Below are 16,045 nucleotides of genomic sequence, written 5' to 3'. Positions count from 1 at the left end.
TATTTTTAGAATTTTCTTATAATATAAATTGACTGCACTAATCAAATCTATCTTTAAGGGGGATTTCTATCTTATTTTGAATAATGATAAAGTGGCGTCTAACCATTTATATTTAATGAACATACCTTTCAATTCCTGAACTTTTAAAAATGGTTAAATAAAATTATCATAAATATAAATATTTGTACTATTAAGAATTATTATGAACAATCTATGTAAAACAGAAGTGGTGAGAGAAAAGCAAAAGTTTGTTTATTAAAAATTAAAAAAGTGTTCAAGAATGTTATTTCCTATAAGGAAAGGATGATTAGTTTGTCATTAGCATTAGAATCTCTACGCATATTAGATTTAACAAGATTGTTACCAGGTCCCTTTAGCACAATGCTTCTTGCCGATTATGGTGCAGAAGTGATTAAGATCGAAGACACTGGACCTGGCGATTATGCAAGAGCAATGAGTCCCAAAATTGGAGAGGATAGCGCTATTTTCCATTCAGTAAACCGTAACAAAAAAAGTATTTGTTTAGATTTAAAAACAGAACAAGGTAAAGAAATTTTTTTGAAGCTTGTTGAAAAAGCCGATGTTGTTGTAGAATCGTTTCGTCCGGGAGTTATGGACCGCCTCGGTGTCGGCTATGAGGTGTTAAAAAAGATTAACCCTAGACTAATTTATTGCGCCATAACAGGATACGGACAAACAGGCCCTTATTCCAACATGCCTGGACACGATATAAATTATATTAGTTATGCAGGCATTCTTGAATATATGGGTGTAAGTGGCAGTAAACCTGTGGTTCCATCCGTCCAAATCGCAGATCTTGGCAGCGGACTCATGAGTACGATAGGAATTTTAATGGCCCTTATTGAAAGAGGCCGTTCTGGAAAAGGACAGTTTATTGATGTTTCGATGTTGGATGGAGCTCTTTCTTGGTTACAACTCTTTCTGCCAGCTTATTTTGCAACAGGACAACAACCAGAACGTGGAAACTTAAATTTAACTGGAAGAAAAGCTTATTACACCGTATACGAAACAAAAGATGGTCTTTATCTGTCAGTTGGAGCAGGCGAACCTAAATTCTGGGTGGAATTTTGCAAAATCATAGAAAGAGAAGACTTAATACAAAAAATGTATGTACCAATGGAAGAACAAGACTACTTGAGAGAAGAAGTCCAATCCATTATCATCCAAAAATCAAGGCAGGAATGGATGGATAAATTTGATGGAGTTGAGGCTTGTGTAGCCCCAGTAAATAGTCTTGGAGATTTAGAGAAAGATCCTCAGTTTATTGATAGAAAAATGTTTCAAACCATAGAAGACTCAGAACTTGGTGAGGTCAAACTAATTTCTCCGCCGATTAAGTTATCAGAAACTCCTGGTGTAATTCGTACCTTAGCACCGAAGTCCGGGGAACATACAATTGAATTGCTGTCCGAAATTGGGTATTCTGACCAACAGATAGGGGTTTTAAAAAGTCAAGGAATTATAAAAAATCGAGATAGTAAATCTACTTCTAAAACACTTTAAACATAATAAAAATCTAAAACAATAATAATTTCAGTGAACTGATCGTTATTGAATATAAAAATAATTTAACAAAAAGAAGGGATTCGCTTTTATAGTGAATCCCTTCTTTTGTTTAGAGGAATATCCTAAACTCTCCACACACTTTTATTGGTTAGACGTACTCTTGGAAATTCCAGTTATTGTTATATCAGTAATATAAATTGCTGATAATGCAGTTAGTTTTCACAGCTGGTTTAATAACCAAAATTCATAAAATAAAATTAATTATTTAATATTTTCCCTGTGTATGTATAGTTCTTAAAATTTAATGAACCTACCTTTGAATTCCTGAACTATTAAAAATGGAGATAAAAAATTATTATAATTGTAAAGATTCTTACTATTTTAATTTTTAGTTGATTACCGAGTCGAAACATCAGAGGGGAGAAAAGATTTAAGATCGACTTAATTTTGGAAAGCGTTTACTTAGTAGGAATTGGATGAACCATTATAAGTGGTTGTAGCTAAAATAGTAGAGGGTTACTGGAAGATTGGGGAAATGATTACTCAAATCAAAAAAACCTTTGGCACAAATAGATTGTGTCCGTCATTAGTTCTAGTCATTTATCTTATTTGTTAGGGGGAGTTAATATCATGAAAAAACCATGGCAAGCCTTTTATCCGAAAACTATACCGTTCGAAGTAGAAATACCCTATTGTTCTATTTACCATTTTCTGGAACGTGCTACTCAAGATTTTCCTGATCATAAAGCCATCATCGATGGAGACGTGGAGCTCACCTATACTGAACTTAAACAAGCTGTTGATCGAGTTGCTGCTGCTTTGCATCGGAGAGGATTTAAGAAGGGCGATCGAGTGGGCATTATGCTGTACAACTGCAAAGAATACATAATCGCTTATTTCGGTGTTCATCGATTGGGCGGTATTGTCGTGCAGGTGAATCCAATGTATCAACAGCACGAATTGAATTTTATGCTGGGTGATTCGGAACCATCGTGGTTAATTTGTGAGAGTAATCAGATTGAGAAATTGGACCGTATTAGTTATAGAAGAAATCTTTCAATCGTTACAATTGATACGGATTATAATGGTAACCCAAATTTATACGGCTGGATTGATGAAGAGAACGATGATCTTCCCTTGTTGCAAATCAATAGTAGAGAAGATGTTGCTGTTCTCCAGTATACTGGGGGAACAACAGGCACACCAAAAGGAGTTATGATTACCCATTATAATACTGTGGCCTCCGTTTATCATACGTATCTTACAGACGATGGTGCACTTAATCGCCCAGGGGAACGTTTTTTTGGTATTTTCCCGATGTTTCATGGTGCGGGTTTGATGTTGATGTTGTCCTGTATCTTCTATGCAGGTACCTATATTCCAATCAAGCACTTTCGTCCTGACGATGCTCTAAACATGATCAGAAAGTATCGTCCATCTCAAATTTCTGTGCCACCAACTGTCTTTGTTGCATTGTTAAATCATCCTGATTTTAGGGAGGATGACTTACGCTCTTTGAAAGTATGCAGAACAGGTTCTGCTCCTATTCCCCTAGAAGTGCTGCAAGCTTTTGAACAAAAATCCGGTGTTCGAATTTCTGAAACATATGGATTGACGGAATCCAACGCTATTTGCATTCGAACATTTAGTAAAGATGTTATCAAAACAGGGAGTACAGGCATACCTGTTCCTAACACTGAGGTTAAAATCGTTGATCTCGAAACAGGCTTGAATGAAATGCCCACTGGTGAACCTGGTGAGATACTCTTAAAGAGTCCGCAAATTATGAAGGGTTACTGGAAAAATCCAGAAGAGACAGCACGTACTCTACGAAATGGTTGGCTGCATACAGGTGATTTAGGCACGCTGGATGAAGATGGTTTCTTATACGTTGTCGGCCGGAAAAAAGAAATAATTATCGCTGGAGGATACAATATTTATCCTAACGAGGTTGACGAAGTACTGTACCAACATCCAGCGGTTGCCGAAGCCTGTACATTTGGTATTCCTGATCCCTATCGTGGAGAAACAGTAAAAGCAGCTATCGTATTAAAGGCACAGCATTCAGCTACGGAAGAAGAAATCGTTGAATGGTGCAGAGAGAGGATGGCCAAATACAAAGTACCTAGAGTAATAGAATTCAGGGATGAATTACCAAAATCAGGAGTTGGGAAAATTTTGCGTCGTGAATTGGTTGAGGAAAATCTAGAACAAATGAAAAGAAGCTGATTACACAATAGAATCTTGTATTGTGTTGTAATAGGTATTCAATTTTATTCTTTATAAAAATGGAATAACCAAAATAAGGTGGGGTCTTTTTCATGCGTTGGATTAATCTTATACTATTATTTTTTGCTGGTCTTATTGTCTATGCAGATAAGCAGGTTATTGGTTTTGCAGCAGAGCCACTTATGAAGGAATACAGCTTAAATAGTTCCCAGTGGGGAATGGTAGGGAGCTGTTTCTTCATCTTATACATCTTTACAAGCCTAATTGGAGGGACTTGGTCGGATCGTATAGGAACAACCAAAATGATTTTCATTGTCTTAGCAGGTTTGTCCATCATACAGTTTGGATCGTTTGCTATTATCGGATTGCCAATGCTTATCGTATATCGAGTATTGCTGGGCGCTGCTGAGGGGCCGATGAATCCAATTGGAATGAGTCACATTTCTAAAATCTTTCCTGCAGAATTAAGAGGATTTGCAGTGTCCGTTTTTATTGCTGGTGCATCTATCGGCGGGATTGTTTGCGCTCCGCTCCTGGTCGGATTGATTGGGAAATTTGGCTGGAAAGGGACTTTTGTGATATTGGGCTTTGTCAGTTTGGTGTTATTAGTAATCTGGGCTCTAGTTGATCGATCAAAGAATAATCAAAATGTCACTGCCATAAAGTCCAAAAAATTAAAATGGTCAGATATTGCTCCTGTACTTCGTAATCCAGCTTGCGTATTAACCATTGCTTTATCAGCTGCATCTTATTGGCTTATTATTTGGGTGGCGTTATGGGCACCTGTTTATTTAACAAAAGTCGTAAAATTAGCACCCATGAAGATGGCCTATACCATCTCAGGTACAGGTATGGTAGCCATAGTATTGGTATTTTTAATTTCAACAATTTCAGACCGTTTATTCAAAAAAACCCAGAGTTATAGGATGGCGAGGGTATGGGTCGCATGTATAAGTACTATCATTGGAGCATTAGCTCTCGCGATTATTCCGCTCGTAGGGAATTCAATCCAATGGATCTTCGTGGCCTTGTGCGTGGCAAAAGGGTCCACCTATGTTAATGTTTCGATGGCTGTTCAAGTCATGATAAAACTGATGCCAGAACGAGCAGGTTTTATGGCAAGCATCTTGACCTTAGGTAACAATATTGCGCAATTAGCGGCACCAATTATTACCGGTATATTAGTACAAGCTGCCGGAGCAAATCTTGCGCTTGGTTTCAATTATTCTATATACGTCATGGTTGGGTTATTTCTCCTAATTGCTATTCTCAATTTATTGATTGTTAGACCTGATAACGTTAAAAAAACGACTGTGTCTGAAGAGATGACTGCTTAATAAAAGAATAGTTCTATTTAATTCCAATCGATAAAAGCTGGTGAGTGATCTCACCAGCTTTTATTCTGTGTGCCATTACAAATTTAATTGTTATGTATGTTTTAATACCTAAAAGGTTATTAGAATTAGATATTCATAAAGTATTCCCTGGACATGGGGAGGATATTAATATTCCTAAAGAATTAATTAATCTTCGGTTGAAAAGACAGTATGAACGTTCACTAAAGGTAAGAGAGTTGCATATGGAAGAACGATGACAGCCTTTGAATTGTGTAGAAGTTTATTTCCTAAAAGCTATAAGACACGACTTGGGTTTTCATTGTTTGAAACAGTTGGGCAACTTGATTGTAGCTTTTTTATTTAAAGTTACCGGTGCTTTTATGAGTATTTTTTTGTTGGCAATATCAAACCATTAATATTTACCTAACGTACCTTTATATTTCAAACCTTTTATAAATCTTCATTTAAAATTATCATAATTATAAAGATTCGTATTATTAGGAATCTTAATAAATGAACTTAAAAAATCAAATGAGGAGGGGAGATTATATGAGTAAAAAAGCTAAAGTAATCGGAGTAAATATGATCCCTTTTAAAAAGCCTGGTCTGCAAGAATCGTATCCAGTGATGGCAGCTAAAGCAGTAAAGGGAGCATTGGAAGATGCAGGAATAGATTATTCCGAAATTCAGCAGGCGTATGCAAGTTACATCTACGGAGATAGTACTTGTGGTCAAAAAGCATTATATATGGTGGGGATGACAGGTATCCCAATTATAAATGTTAATAACAACTGTTCATCTGGTTCCACAGCGCTGTACTTGGCAAGACAAGCGGTTGAGTCTGGTGCAGTCGAATGTGCGCTCGCGGTTGGATTTGAAGAAATGCAGCCTGGGGCATTAAAATCTCACTGGGATGACCGGATTTCACCGGTTGAATGGCTTCAAGAACGAGTAGTGGAGTTGTGGCCTGAGGTGCCTCAGACACCTAGAGCGATCCGACTTTTTGGATCTGCTGCTGAGGAATATATTGAGAAATACGGGGCAAATCCAGACATTTTTGGAAGAGTTGCGGTGAAAACAAGAAATCATGCGATTCAGAATCCATTTTCACTTTTCAGTAAACCTTTGACACTCGAAGAAGTGATGAATTCTCCTAAGTTAATGCCAAATATGACACGTTTCATGGCCTGCCCGCCTACTTGTGGAGCTGCTGCTGCGATTGTATGTAGTGAGGAATTCGCCAAGAAGCATGGTATTTCCCAAGCTGTTGAAATTGTAGCTCAAGCATTAACAACCGATATGAGCGAAACTAACGATAGTATTATGAATTTAGTAGGAGCAGACATGACCCGACGTGCGGCCAATCAAGTGTATGAAGCTGCAGGAATTGGCCCTGATGAAATCGATGTTTTAGAACTGCATGACTGCTTCACACCAAGTGAGGTCATTACATATGAAGGCCTTGGTTTATGTGAAGAAGGTGGAGCAGAGAAATTTATTCATGACGGAAAAAACACATACGGCGGGCAAGTGGTGGTCGGTCCTTCCGGTGGGTTGATGTCAAAGGGTCATCCGATTGGGGCAACTGGACTTGCTCAGTGTACAGAGCTAGTTTGGCAGCTTCGAGGTCAAGCTCAGAAACGTCAAGTAGAAAATGCGAGGGTCGCACTTCAACACAACTTGGGTCTCGGTGGTGCTTGCGTCGTAACGATGTATCGTATGGGGTAATAGAAAACCCAACTCATTAGTTTTGAAGAGATGAAGAAACTATAATTTTAAAAATAGAGGGGAAGATATTAAATGGTTAAATTATTGGAAAATCAAGTAGCAATTGTTACAGGATCTGGATCAGGAATTGGGAAAGCAACTGCCTTAAAGTTTGCTGAAAACGGTGCTCGCGTTATGATAGCAGATCTTGATGAAAAACTGGCAGCTGAAACAGTGGCAGAAATTAAGGAACTTGGAAGCGATGCAGTTTCTATCTGTGGAAACCTTTTAGATCCAGAATTTCCGAAGCAAATTGTTGAAGCAACTATAGCTGCCTTTGGTCGACTGGATATTCTTGTGAATAATGCAGGCTATTGCCTTGACGGTTTAATTCATAAAATGTCAGATGAACAGTTCGTGGAAATTATGAACATCCATTTAGTTGCACCGTTCCGTCTCATTCGTGCAGCATCTCCGTACATGCGTGATGTGGCGAAGCAGGAAATCGAGCAAGGGATTGTTCATCACCGAAAAATTATCAACGTTTCTTCTGGTTCAGGACAAAGAGGAAATATGGGACAGGCAAACTATTCTTCTGCCAAAGCCGGAGTCATTGGACTATCAAAGGTTGTTGCACAAGAGTGGGGACAATTTAACATTAACAGTAACGCCGTAGCATTTGGATTCATTGATACACGTCTAACTCGTCCAAAAGAAGAAGGGACAGTTATCAATGGAGAAGTAGTGGGTATCCCTGAAAAGGTACGAAATATTTTAATTAACAAAATTCCACAAAAACGTGTGGGTAGCGCTGAGGAAGCCGCTGCAAGTATTTTATTCCTTGCTTCACCATTGTCCAATTATGTAAATGGCCAAGTACTTGGTGTAAACGGAGGCTCTTTAACGTAATATTTCTCTTAATAGTGGAAGGAAGATCTTCAAAAATAGAAGGAGCAAATAATAAGAGGTGAAAAAAGATGGCAAACGTGAAAGATTTAATCGGGCTTGAGTTTCAACCGTACAGCTTGGCAGTGGAAAAAGGAAAAATAAAAGAATTAGCTCTCGCAATTGGTGACGATAATCCAATTTACAATGATTTAGAAGCAGCAAAAAAAGAAGGATATGACAATATACCTGCTCCGCCAACATTTTTACAAGTGATTGACTTATGGGGCGGCTTAGGCTCAGTGGAAAAAGTGGAAAAGCTTGGATTTAAGCTTACTAGAGTATTACATGGTCAGCAAGCCTATGAATTTTTTGGCGATATTGTGGCAGGAGATGTCCTTTCCGTCACTAGTAGATTGGTAGAAGCTGAAATAAAGCCAGGAAGCACAGGTGCCATGGATATAGTGGTAACAGAGAATCAATACCGAAATCAACGAGACGAATTGGTGGCTATTTCGAGAAATACACTCATTCATCGACATTAATTTAATAGAATTAGAAAGGAGTAATGCAGGATGTTTTATGAGGATGTAAAGGAAGGATATGAGTTCCCAGTTCTTGAAAAGGAACCAATCACCCGCGTTCAACTTGTAAGGTTTGCAGGAGCTTCAGGAGATTTCCATCCACTTCATCTGGTTGAAGAAGTTGCTGAGAAAGCCGGCATGAAGATACTCGCACACGGAATGCTAATTATGGGCATGTTATCTCAAGGAGTTACTTCATGGGTTTCCAGGAAGAACCTAAAGAAGTTACAAGTTCGTTTTAGTAAAATGACTTTTCCTGGTGAATCGATCCAGATTGTGGGGAAGGTGTTAGAGAAAAAAGCAGACAACATTGTTGTGGCTGAAGTATTCGCAAAGAATAGCGAAGGCGAAGTAAAAGTGTCAGGAATTTTTGAAGCGACACTACCGTCTAGAAATTAGTAAATCATCTAATTTTCTAAATTGACCGTATTGAGTAATGTGAAATTTGGTACAACTATGACCTTTCACGGTACTCAATTACGGTCTTTATTCATTACTGATTATATGGGATTCATTAAAACCTGCAATTCCTTTTATAGTTTTATATTTTTCCTAATGTTTCCCTCAATGTTCCACATGGATTATTTTTTCTTCCGAGGTTTAACTCCTTGCAACTGGTTACAACAAAATAAATAATAAAAAGGAGGGATAATCATGGAAAAGTACGAACACTTAAACGCTGTTGGTGAAATTACCGAAATGCTTTACTATGCTTTGCATGATGAGGAAGAGGAATAGTCCATGTATTAAAATACTCAAATCCATGTATCATTTTATGTTTTTTCCTAATGTATCTTTCAATGTCCAGACGTTTATAGATTCTATAAATTCTATAGATTCTATAAACGTTTGGATATTTTTCCTTTTATATTAGTAGAAAATTATTGAGAGATAATTGTTAGTGATACCTAATTGAATTAAGAAATCAATGAGTTGAATCTCATTTCAAATAAAGCTGCACAGGAAATTTTTATCTTGTATATTTCACGGTTGATCAAAACAGATTGAGGAGAACTAAAGAATAAAGTGAGGGGATACCATGTTTGTTAATAATTGGATGAAAAGGGCGGAACTTCGTAATAGTTTCGATGTTTCATTGGGATTTGACATGATTCAATTAGATGGAGGGGAGATAATACTGGAGCTGCCTGTTTCTTCGTCCAACTTGAACCCCAATGGAACACTACATGGAGGGGTTTACGCTTCACTTCTAGATATTGTAATGGGTGTGAATATTCGTAATCTTGCAGGTCATCCTTTGGTAACAGTTAATTTAAATATTAGTTATTTCGCCACTGCTGTTGAAGGTGAAAAAATTATTGCATCTGCCAAAATACTTCAACAAGGTTATAAAATTGTTTCGGCTGAAGGAGAGATTAGGAATTACGAGGGGAAGCTCTTGGCTAAGGGAATTGGCACCTTTAAAATTTTAAGAAGCTAAAACTTTGTAAGTAAATATCGGTCAATGATTGATGAAACATATGAAGAAATTTGAAACGTAATGAAAAATTGCAAACCCGATGATTATCGAGTATTAAAACAATTAGACAATTAAGGGATTCAATTCGAATTGAATCCCTTCTTTTATTTACTACTTTTGTGGTTGAAGTATTCTGTAGAAACTTTATTAATTTTTTCCAAATCATGAATTTGATTTAAAATGAATTTCAATTTACTCGAGACTTTTCAAGCCTGCTTAGACATAAATATTTACCTAACGTACCTTTCAATTTCTATCCTTTTAAAAGATAAGATATAAAATTATCATAAATGTAAAGATTCGAACAATACTGAATCTTGGTGAATTTATGGAATAAAATGACCATTCTATAGAATGACAATTATTTGCTAGTACTTGATTTATAAACATTATTTGGAGGGATACATTTTGTCAAAATCAACTACATCATCTAAAGAAGTAAACTATGATTTATTTAAGAGAGAAAGATCTTATCTCACTGATGAACATGAGATGTTTCGAACATCTTTGCAGAAATTCCTCGAGAAAGAAGCAGTCCCATACATTGAGAAATGGGAAGAAGAAAAATATACTCCAAGGGAATTCTATGAGAAATTGGGTGCACAAGGTTTTCTTTGCCCGCAAATCGAAACGAAATATGGTGGGCTTGAACTGGATTTTGGGTTTAATTTGGTCTTAGCGGAAGAGTTATTCCGCGTTGGAGTGGGCACTTTAGCAAGCACCAGCAGTTCTATTATTGTTCCTTATCTGGAGAGATTTGGTAACGAAGAACAAAAGAGCAAGTATTTGCCAAAATGTGTGACCGGAGAAATCACAACGGCCGTGGCTATGACGGAACCTGGTATTGGCTCTGATCTCGCCAATATGAGTACTTCAGCTGTTCGCGATGGAGACCACTATATCCTTAATGGGGAGAAAACCTTTATCTCCAATGGAATCAATGCAGGGCTTTTCTTCGTTGCTGTCAAAACAGATCCAAAAGCGATTCCAGCTCGAAAAGGAATTAGCATTATCATGGTTGAGGCTGATACACCGGGATTTTCACGTGGTAAAACGTTGAAAAAACTAGGGCAGCATTCTACCGATACTGTTGAATTAGTTTTTGATGATGCGCGAGTTCCAGCAGCTAATTTACTTGGTGAGGAAGGCAAAGGCTTCTACTATCTGATGGATCGGCTTCAACAGGAACGCCTCTTAATCGCAAACAGTGCATTAGTTGTTGCTGAAGATATGCTTAAGTCAACTATTGGCTATGTAAAAGAAAGAAAAGCGTTTGGAAAGCCGATTAGTTCATTTCAAAATACTCAATTTGAAATTGCTGAAATGGCAACCGAATTGACAATGGCGCAAACCTTCCTAGACGATTTAGCAAGTAAACATTTGAACGGAGAAAATATCGTAACCCAGATATCTATGGCTAAATGGTTCATTACTGATATGGCAAGACGGATGTCTGCCCGTTGCTTACAGCTATATGGCGGATACGGTTTTATGGAAGAATATCCGATTGCTCGTCGTTACCGAGATGTTGCAGTCATGCCAATTTATGGTGGAACAACAGAAATCATGAAAAATATTATCGCTAGAAACATTGGTTTGTAAGTAAGGCTATCAAATTATCTTTTATGAAAATAACGTTCGTTTCATTTACATTTGAAGCGAAACGGACCTCTAATTAAAAAACGGTTCAAGCCAAAAACGCCGTTTTGAGTAACGTGAAATACGGATAATTAAACCGTAGCACGGTGCTTAAAGCGGTTATTTTATCTAATCATTAATTTAGATTTTGAAAAAATCAAAGAGACTTTTTGCGATACAAAAAAAGGATATATACAAGCATTATAAATTTAATCTAATTTATTGTAAGGGATGAGAGGAAATGAAATTCGAAACGAAAATTGGGATGTCTAATCCAGATGCGATTTATGTTCATGGCTATAATTTGACGGATGATTTAATAGGAAAAATAACTCTGGCAGATATGGCGTTATTAGGTGCTCTTCATCGTCGTCCTACAGAGGAAGAGTCTAAAATGCTCAATGCCTGTATGGTGGCTATTTGTGAACACGGCTTTACCCCAAGCTCGGTAGCAGCCCGGTTAACTTATTTAGGGGCGCCGGAGGCAGTACAAGCGGCCGTTGCAGCTGGTTTATTAGGAGCGGGTTCCGTTTACCTTGGGGCAATGGAAAATACGGCACAAATGCTTCAAGAAGGATTGGGAAAATATGGACATAATCATGATGCTGCCTTCGTCGCAGCTAGTATTTTAGAAGAACGAAAAGCAAAAAAATTACAAGTGATCGGATTTGGACATCCAATCCATAAGCCAGTTGATCCGCGTACACCTAAGTTATTTGCTTTAGCAGATGAATTAGGATTTAGTGGGAAATACATCACATTAATGAAAGAAATTCATCGCCAAATGAATGAACAAAAGGGAAAGCAAATTACTTTGAATGCTGCTGGGGCTATCGGGGCAATTCTCTCGGATATGAATTTGCATTTCAGTATTGTTAGAGCATTCGCAGTCGCAGCACGTGCAGTTGGATTAATTGGCCATATTGTTGAAGAAATGGAGGCGGGAAGAAAAGACAGTATGGGTCAAAAGCTTTTTGATCATATTGAAGAAAATACGGTATACACAAATAATTTTCTAGTGAAATAAAAGGTCATAGATTTTTCTGCTTTTAAACTGATTGATATATTTCGTTAGTTGAGGTGATAGCTATGAAATTAGAGGAATATGTAAAAGCAAACCATCCAAATGTTATAGAAGAGCATAAACGTTTTGTCCGAGGTTTTGTTCCTTCAATAGGTTCTGAACTTATTTATCTTGTAGATGATGCTAATGGCAGCTGTGGACAGTCTATGGAGGTAACGGGGTACAGTGCTTTAGGATGTGGTATGGATGTATTTATAGAATTGAAAAATCAATCTAACGGGAATGCTAGTTTATGTTCTTTTAAAAACTGGCAAGACAAGGTAAAACTTAAAAAGGGAGAATACACGGCCATAGGTCAGGTGAAATATAATGATTCATTTTGATCGGAATCATTAAAACTGAACAAAAGAAGTAAATTCCTTTTTGACAGGCCGTTGAAATAATATTTCTACGGTCTAGTTTTATTATCACTTAGCATTTTGAGAATACTAGAAATTGGGCCGCTAAGATTGTTTTTGGAAAAATTAGTTCCCGAGTTCAGTTTGTTAGTTAACTTTTTGTTATAGAAAGGAACTTCATATAACAAATGTGTTTTTTACAAGTGAGTTCGATTTTTGTAATCTAAAGAAAGTTAGAAAATATTTAGATGGAGGAATAGATCATGAAAGCTGCAAAATTTTATAGTACATTAAATATACAAATTGAAGAAATACAAGAATCTAAGATAGACGATGGCTTAGTAAAAATCGCGGTGGAATGGGCTGGTATTTGTGGAAGTGATATGCATGAATTCTTGGCAGGCCCCTTTTTTGCTACACCAAAAGTAACTTTAGGACATGAATTTTCTGGTACTGTTGTTGAAGTGGGCTCAGGGGTTACAAAAGTTTTGGTTGGTGATCGAGTTGTAGTGGAACCTTTTTATAGCTGTGGGGATTGTGATGCTTGTACTGAGGGATTATACAATTTGTGTAAAAAAATAGAATGTTATGGGTTTTCTAATGATGGCGGTTTCGCTGAATTTGTTACGGTGCGTGAATCTAGGATTTTTAAAATTCCAGACGAATTAAGCTTTGAGGTGGCAGCATTAGTCGAGCCTACAGCAGTAGCACTTCATGCAATTCGGAAAAGTCAATTAAAAAGTGGTGACTGTTGTGCAATATTTGGAGCTGGACCGATAGGACTTTTATTAGTTCAGGTAGCAAAAGTTATCGGCGCAAAAGAAATAATAGTGGTGGAATTGTCAGAAGAACGTCGGAAAAAAGCTCTTGAAATTGGGGCTACGCACGTCATTAATCCAGAAATAGAAAAACCTGTTAAAGCTATCAATAGGATTGTACCAGGGGGAGTCCATGTCGCATTTGACGCTGCTGGTGTAGAAGCATCTTTCATAGCTGCCTTAGCAAGTTTAAAATATACAGGAGAACTTATGATCGTTTCGCTTTGGGAGAAAAATGTTTCATTCACACCGAATATGTTAGTGACGGGAGAAAAGAAAATTAATTCATCTTTAGGATATCGGCATAATTTCCAAGAAGTCATTAATTTATTAGCTAGTGGAAAAATTGATGGTAATAAATTGATTACCTCTAAAATTTATATTGATGATATTGTAAAAAAAGGATTTGAAACACTGAAAAACGATAAATCACAATGTAAGATCCTTGTAACCCCAAAAGAAAATAATCTTTAAGCTAAGAAAATATCGGGGGATTAAAAAAGCAGTATAATTCTACTGTTTTTTTTGTTCTTTATATTTAAATATTCAAAAACATCCTAAACACATAGAGCTCATTTTCAAGTGACATGACTAGTAGTTATGGAAAACGTTTTTATATAACTTATATGTTTTATACAAATGTATTTAATTTTATTACAATAATAATCAGAATTGTTTTTCTTTTTAATATTTTACTATTTTAGGAGGGGCGTATGAATATTCAAGAGCTTAGAAAGTCACCTTACTTAGGTGCAGAAGTTGAAATTGCACAATTGCCAAATGGAGCTAAATTAAATAAAAATTTGGCGTATGCGGGTTCTAAAGAACAACAAATTATTCCAATTACAAATGGGGTTACGGCATTAGTTAATTTTTCGGTAGAAAACACAGTCATTATTGAAGGAAATGAAGGTGTCATTATTTGGGATACTGGTTCCTATACCTCAGTTGGAAAACGTAAATATGAAGCACTCCTTCAGATATCGGATAAACCAGTGAAAGCAATAATTTATTCTCATAATCACTACGCAATGGGAACGACAGCGTTTGTTGGTGATGGAAAAGGAGTTGAGATTATTTCTCATCCTGATTTACATAGAAATGTAACCCAGGGTATGACAGAACTTGGTCCTTCTTTACTAAGAAATGGAGGACAACATTTTGGCTATTACTTACCTCGAACAGGTCCAGACGCTGGTTTAGCAGCTGTAGAAAACGTTTTGGATACAGATAAGTCATCCGGTTATATACAACCAACCTATGGAGTAAAAGATGGAGAAGAGATGATAATTGATGGTGTCCGAATTCAATTTTATCATACACCAGCAGACACGAATGATTCTTTAACCATTTGGCTGCCGGATCATGATGTAGTCGTTACGAATAGTATTTGGCATCTTTATCCGAATCTTTATACATTGCGTGGTCAGCCTTATCGAAATCCGGTTGAATGGATTAATGGGATAGACATGATTAGAAGTAAAAATCCACAATACTTGGTTCCTGAGCATGGGATGCCAATGTTGACAAGAGAGAAAAGTTATGAGCTTGCGACTTATTATAGAGACGGTATAGCCTTTGTCTATAGCCAAACGATTCGTGGAATTAATAAAGGAATGAAACCGGATGATATTGCTGATAGCATCGAGCTCCCTGAGCATTTGGCGAATTTTCCTCAATTAAAGGAAGCGTACGGAGAACTAAAACACCATGTTAAAGGAATTTACAGTGGTCTAATTGGATGGTTTAGCTTGGATGCTGCAGATATAAACCCTGTTCCAATTTCTTTTAGATCGAAAAGAATCGTAGAAGGGTTTGGAGGACCTGAATTTGTAATTGATGCCTCAAACCAAGCTTTCGAGAATAAGGAATATGCTTGGGCTGCAGAACTAATTACACATCTTATAAATATTGATCCTACAAATGCACAAGCTAAACAAATTAAAGCAAATGCATTACGTCAAATGGGATATGTTACTCCGGCTGTATCATCAAGAGCTTTTTATCTTACTCAGGCTTTGGTTTTGGAAGGAAAAGTTGATCTTAATTATATTCCACCAGGTTTTCCAGGAACGTTAGATGAAAAGGAAATGAGGAAACATGTCGATAAATCTATTAAACTTTTAGAATTCAAAATCAATCCGAATAATTCAAAAGAAATCGATCAGATACTTTCTATTTCAACGACCGATTTAAACCAAGAATTCGGGTTGCATATAAGAAAAGGCTTAGCAGAATTTATCAATCAAAAGCCAAATCGTGCTGATTTACGAATTGAACTGCCTAGTGAAATTTTGTCGGATATTATATTTGGAAAAATTACAATAGAAGCTGCCTTTGAAAGCGGCAAGGTAAAAACAAATGATGATGTGAAAGAAATTGCTGCCTTTTTTAGCGTATTTGAATGATATCAGTCAG

The 16,045-nt window shown here is 36.9% G+C and carries 13 protein-coding genes; all 13 read left to right on the top strand.

Going from position 1 to position 16,045, the window contains the following annotated elements:
- Positions 1-312: 312 nt before the first annotated feature.
- The 13 genes from COE25_RS07390 to COE25_RS07330 all read left to right on the top strand — a co-directional run bounded on the left by COE25_RS07390 (position 313) and on the right by COE25_RS07330 (position 16,035).
- Positions 313-1,524, top strand: coding sequence for a CaiB/BaiF CoA transferase family protein (locus tag COE25_RS07390; RefSeq protein WP_257208721.1), 1,212 nt, complete (start codon positions 313-315; stop codon positions 1,522-1,524).
- 633 nt (positions 1,525-2,157) lie between these two features.
- Positions 2,158-3,756 (top strand): long-chain-fatty-acid--CoA ligase, encoded by a 1,599-nt coding sequence (locus COE25_RS07385; RefSeq protein ID WP_098932127.1) that lies wholly within the window; start codon positions 2,158-2,160, stop codon positions 3,754-3,756.
- Positions 3,757-3,848: 92 nt separating this feature from the next.
- Entirely contained in the window at positions 3,849-5,093 is a 1,245-nt protein-coding gene (locus COE25_RS07380) for an MFS transporter (protein WP_098932126.1), read from the top strand.
- A 549-nt stretch (positions 5,094-5,642) separates the two neighbouring features.
- The gene (locus COE25_RS07375) at positions 5,643-6,821 is read left to right on the top strand and encodes a lipid-transfer protein (RefSeq protein WP_098932125.1); all 1,179 of its coding nucleotides are present in this window, start codon (positions 5,643-5,645) and stop codon (positions 6,819-6,821) included.
- Between the two features lie 72 nt (positions 6,822-6,893).
- Positions 6,894-7,709 carry an SDR family NAD(P)-dependent oxidoreductase gene (locus COE25_RS07370; RefSeq protein WP_098932124.1) on the top strand — a complete coding sequence of 272 codons (816 nt, stop codon included), beginning with the start codon at positions 6,894-6,896 and terminating at the stop codon, positions 7,707-7,709.
- A gap of 68 nt (positions 7,710-7,777) precedes the next feature.
- Complete coding sequence (locus COE25_RS07365) at positions 7,778-8,230, top strand: MaoC family dehydratase N-terminal domain-containing protein (protein WP_098932123.1); 453 nt, start codon at positions 7,778-7,780, stop codon at positions 8,228-8,230.
- A 30-nt stretch (positions 8,231-8,260) separates the two neighbouring features.
- Positions 8,261-8,668: a MaoC/PaaZ C-terminal domain-containing protein gene (locus COE25_RS07360; protein WP_098932122.1), complete on the top strand. Its 408-nt coding sequence runs from the start codon at positions 8,261-8,263 to the stop codon at positions 8,666-8,668.
- A gap of 640 nt (positions 8,669-9,308) precedes the next feature.
- Positions 9,309-9,710, top strand: a complete 402-nt coding sequence (locus tag COE25_RS07355) for a PaaI family thioesterase (RefSeq protein WP_098932121.1) — start codon at positions 9,309-9,311, stop codon at positions 9,708-9,710.
- A gap of 444 nt (positions 9,711-10,154) precedes the next feature.
- On the top strand, positions 10,155-11,351 hold the full coding sequence (locus COE25_RS07350; RefSeq protein WP_180247457.1) for an acyl-CoA dehydrogenase family protein: 1,197 nt from the start codon (positions 10,155-10,157) through the stop codon (positions 11,349-11,351).
- A gap of 277 nt (positions 11,352-11,628) precedes the next feature.
- Positions 11,629-12,414: a citryl-CoA lyase gene (locus COE25_RS07345; protein WP_098932120.1), complete on the top strand. Its 786-nt coding sequence runs from the start codon at positions 11,629-11,631 to the stop codon at positions 12,412-12,414.
- Positions 12,415-12,476: 62 nt separating this feature from the next.
- On the top strand, positions 12,477-12,794 hold the full coding sequence (locus COE25_RS07340; protein WP_098932119.1) for a hypothetical protein: 318 nt from the start codon (positions 12,477-12,479) through the stop codon (positions 12,792-12,794).
- Positions 12,795-13,072: 278 nt separating this feature from the next.
- Positions 13,073-14,101 carry a 2,3-butanediol dehydrogenase gene (locus COE25_RS07335; protein WP_098932118.1) on the top strand — a complete coding sequence of 343 codons (1,029 nt, stop codon included), beginning with the start codon at positions 13,073-13,075 and terminating at the stop codon, positions 14,099-14,101.
- Between the two features lie 239 nt (positions 14,102-14,340).
- Positions 14,341-16,035: an alkyl sulfatase dimerization domain-containing protein gene (locus COE25_RS07330; RefSeq protein ID WP_098932117.1), complete on the top strand. Its 1,695-nt coding sequence runs from the start codon at positions 14,341-14,343 to the stop codon at positions 16,033-16,035.
- The last annotated feature ends 10 nt before the right edge of the window (positions 16,036-16,045 follow it).

The sequence above is a fragment of the Bacillus sp. AFS031507 genome (assembly GCF_002584635.1).
Lineage (GTDB): Bacteria > Bacillota > Bacilli > Bacillales > Cytobacillaceae > Neobacillus.
Note: the sequence above shows the minus strand (reverse complement) of the source record. Positions and strands in the feature narration are given on the sequence as shown.

What these genes read in the sequence shown, in the direction of transcription:
- COE25_RS07385 (WP_098932127.1), top strand. Translation starts at nt 2,158, where the DNA reads ATGAAAAAACCATGGCAAGCCTTTTATCCGAAAACTATACCGTTCGAA.
- COE25_RS07380 (WP_098932126.1), top strand. Translation starts at nt 3,849, where the DNA reads ATGCGTTGGATTAATCTTATACTATTATTTTTTGCTGGTCTTATTGTC.
- COE25_RS07375 (WP_098932125.1), top strand. Translation starts at nt 5,643, where the DNA reads ATGAGTAAAAAAGCTAAAGTAATCGGAGTAAATATGATCCCTTTTAAA.
- COE25_RS07370 (WP_098932124.1), top strand. Translation starts at nt 6,894, where the DNA reads ATGGTTAAATTATTGGAAAATCAAGTAGCAATTGTTACAGGATCTGGA.
- COE25_RS07365 (WP_098932123.1), top strand. Translation starts at nt 7,778, where the DNA reads ATGGCAAACGTGAAAGATTTAATCGGGCTTGAGTTTCAACCGTACAGC.
- COE25_RS07360 (WP_098932122.1), top strand. Translation starts at nt 8,261, where the DNA reads ATGTTTTATGAGGATGTAAAGGAAGGATATGAGTTCCCAGTTCTTGAA.
- COE25_RS07355 (WP_098932121.1), top strand. Translation starts at nt 9,309, where the DNA reads ATGTTTGTTAATAATTGGATGAAAAGGGCGGAACTTCGTAATAGTTTC.
- COE25_RS07345 (WP_098932120.1), top strand. Translation starts at nt 11,629, where the DNA reads ATGAAATTCGAAACGAAAATTGGGATGTCTAATCCAGATGCGATTTAT.
- COE25_RS07340 (WP_098932119.1), top strand. Translation starts at nt 12,477, where the DNA reads ATGAAATTAGAGGAATATGTAAAAGCAAACCATCCAAATGTTATAGAA.
- COE25_RS07335 (WP_098932118.1), top strand. Translation starts at nt 13,073, where the DNA reads ATGAAAGCTGCAAAATTTTATAGTACATTAAATATACAAATTGAAGAA.
- COE25_RS07330 (WP_098932117.1), top strand. Translation starts at nt 14,341, where the DNA reads ATGAATATTCAAGAGCTTAGAAAGTCACCTTACTTAGGTGCAGAAGTT.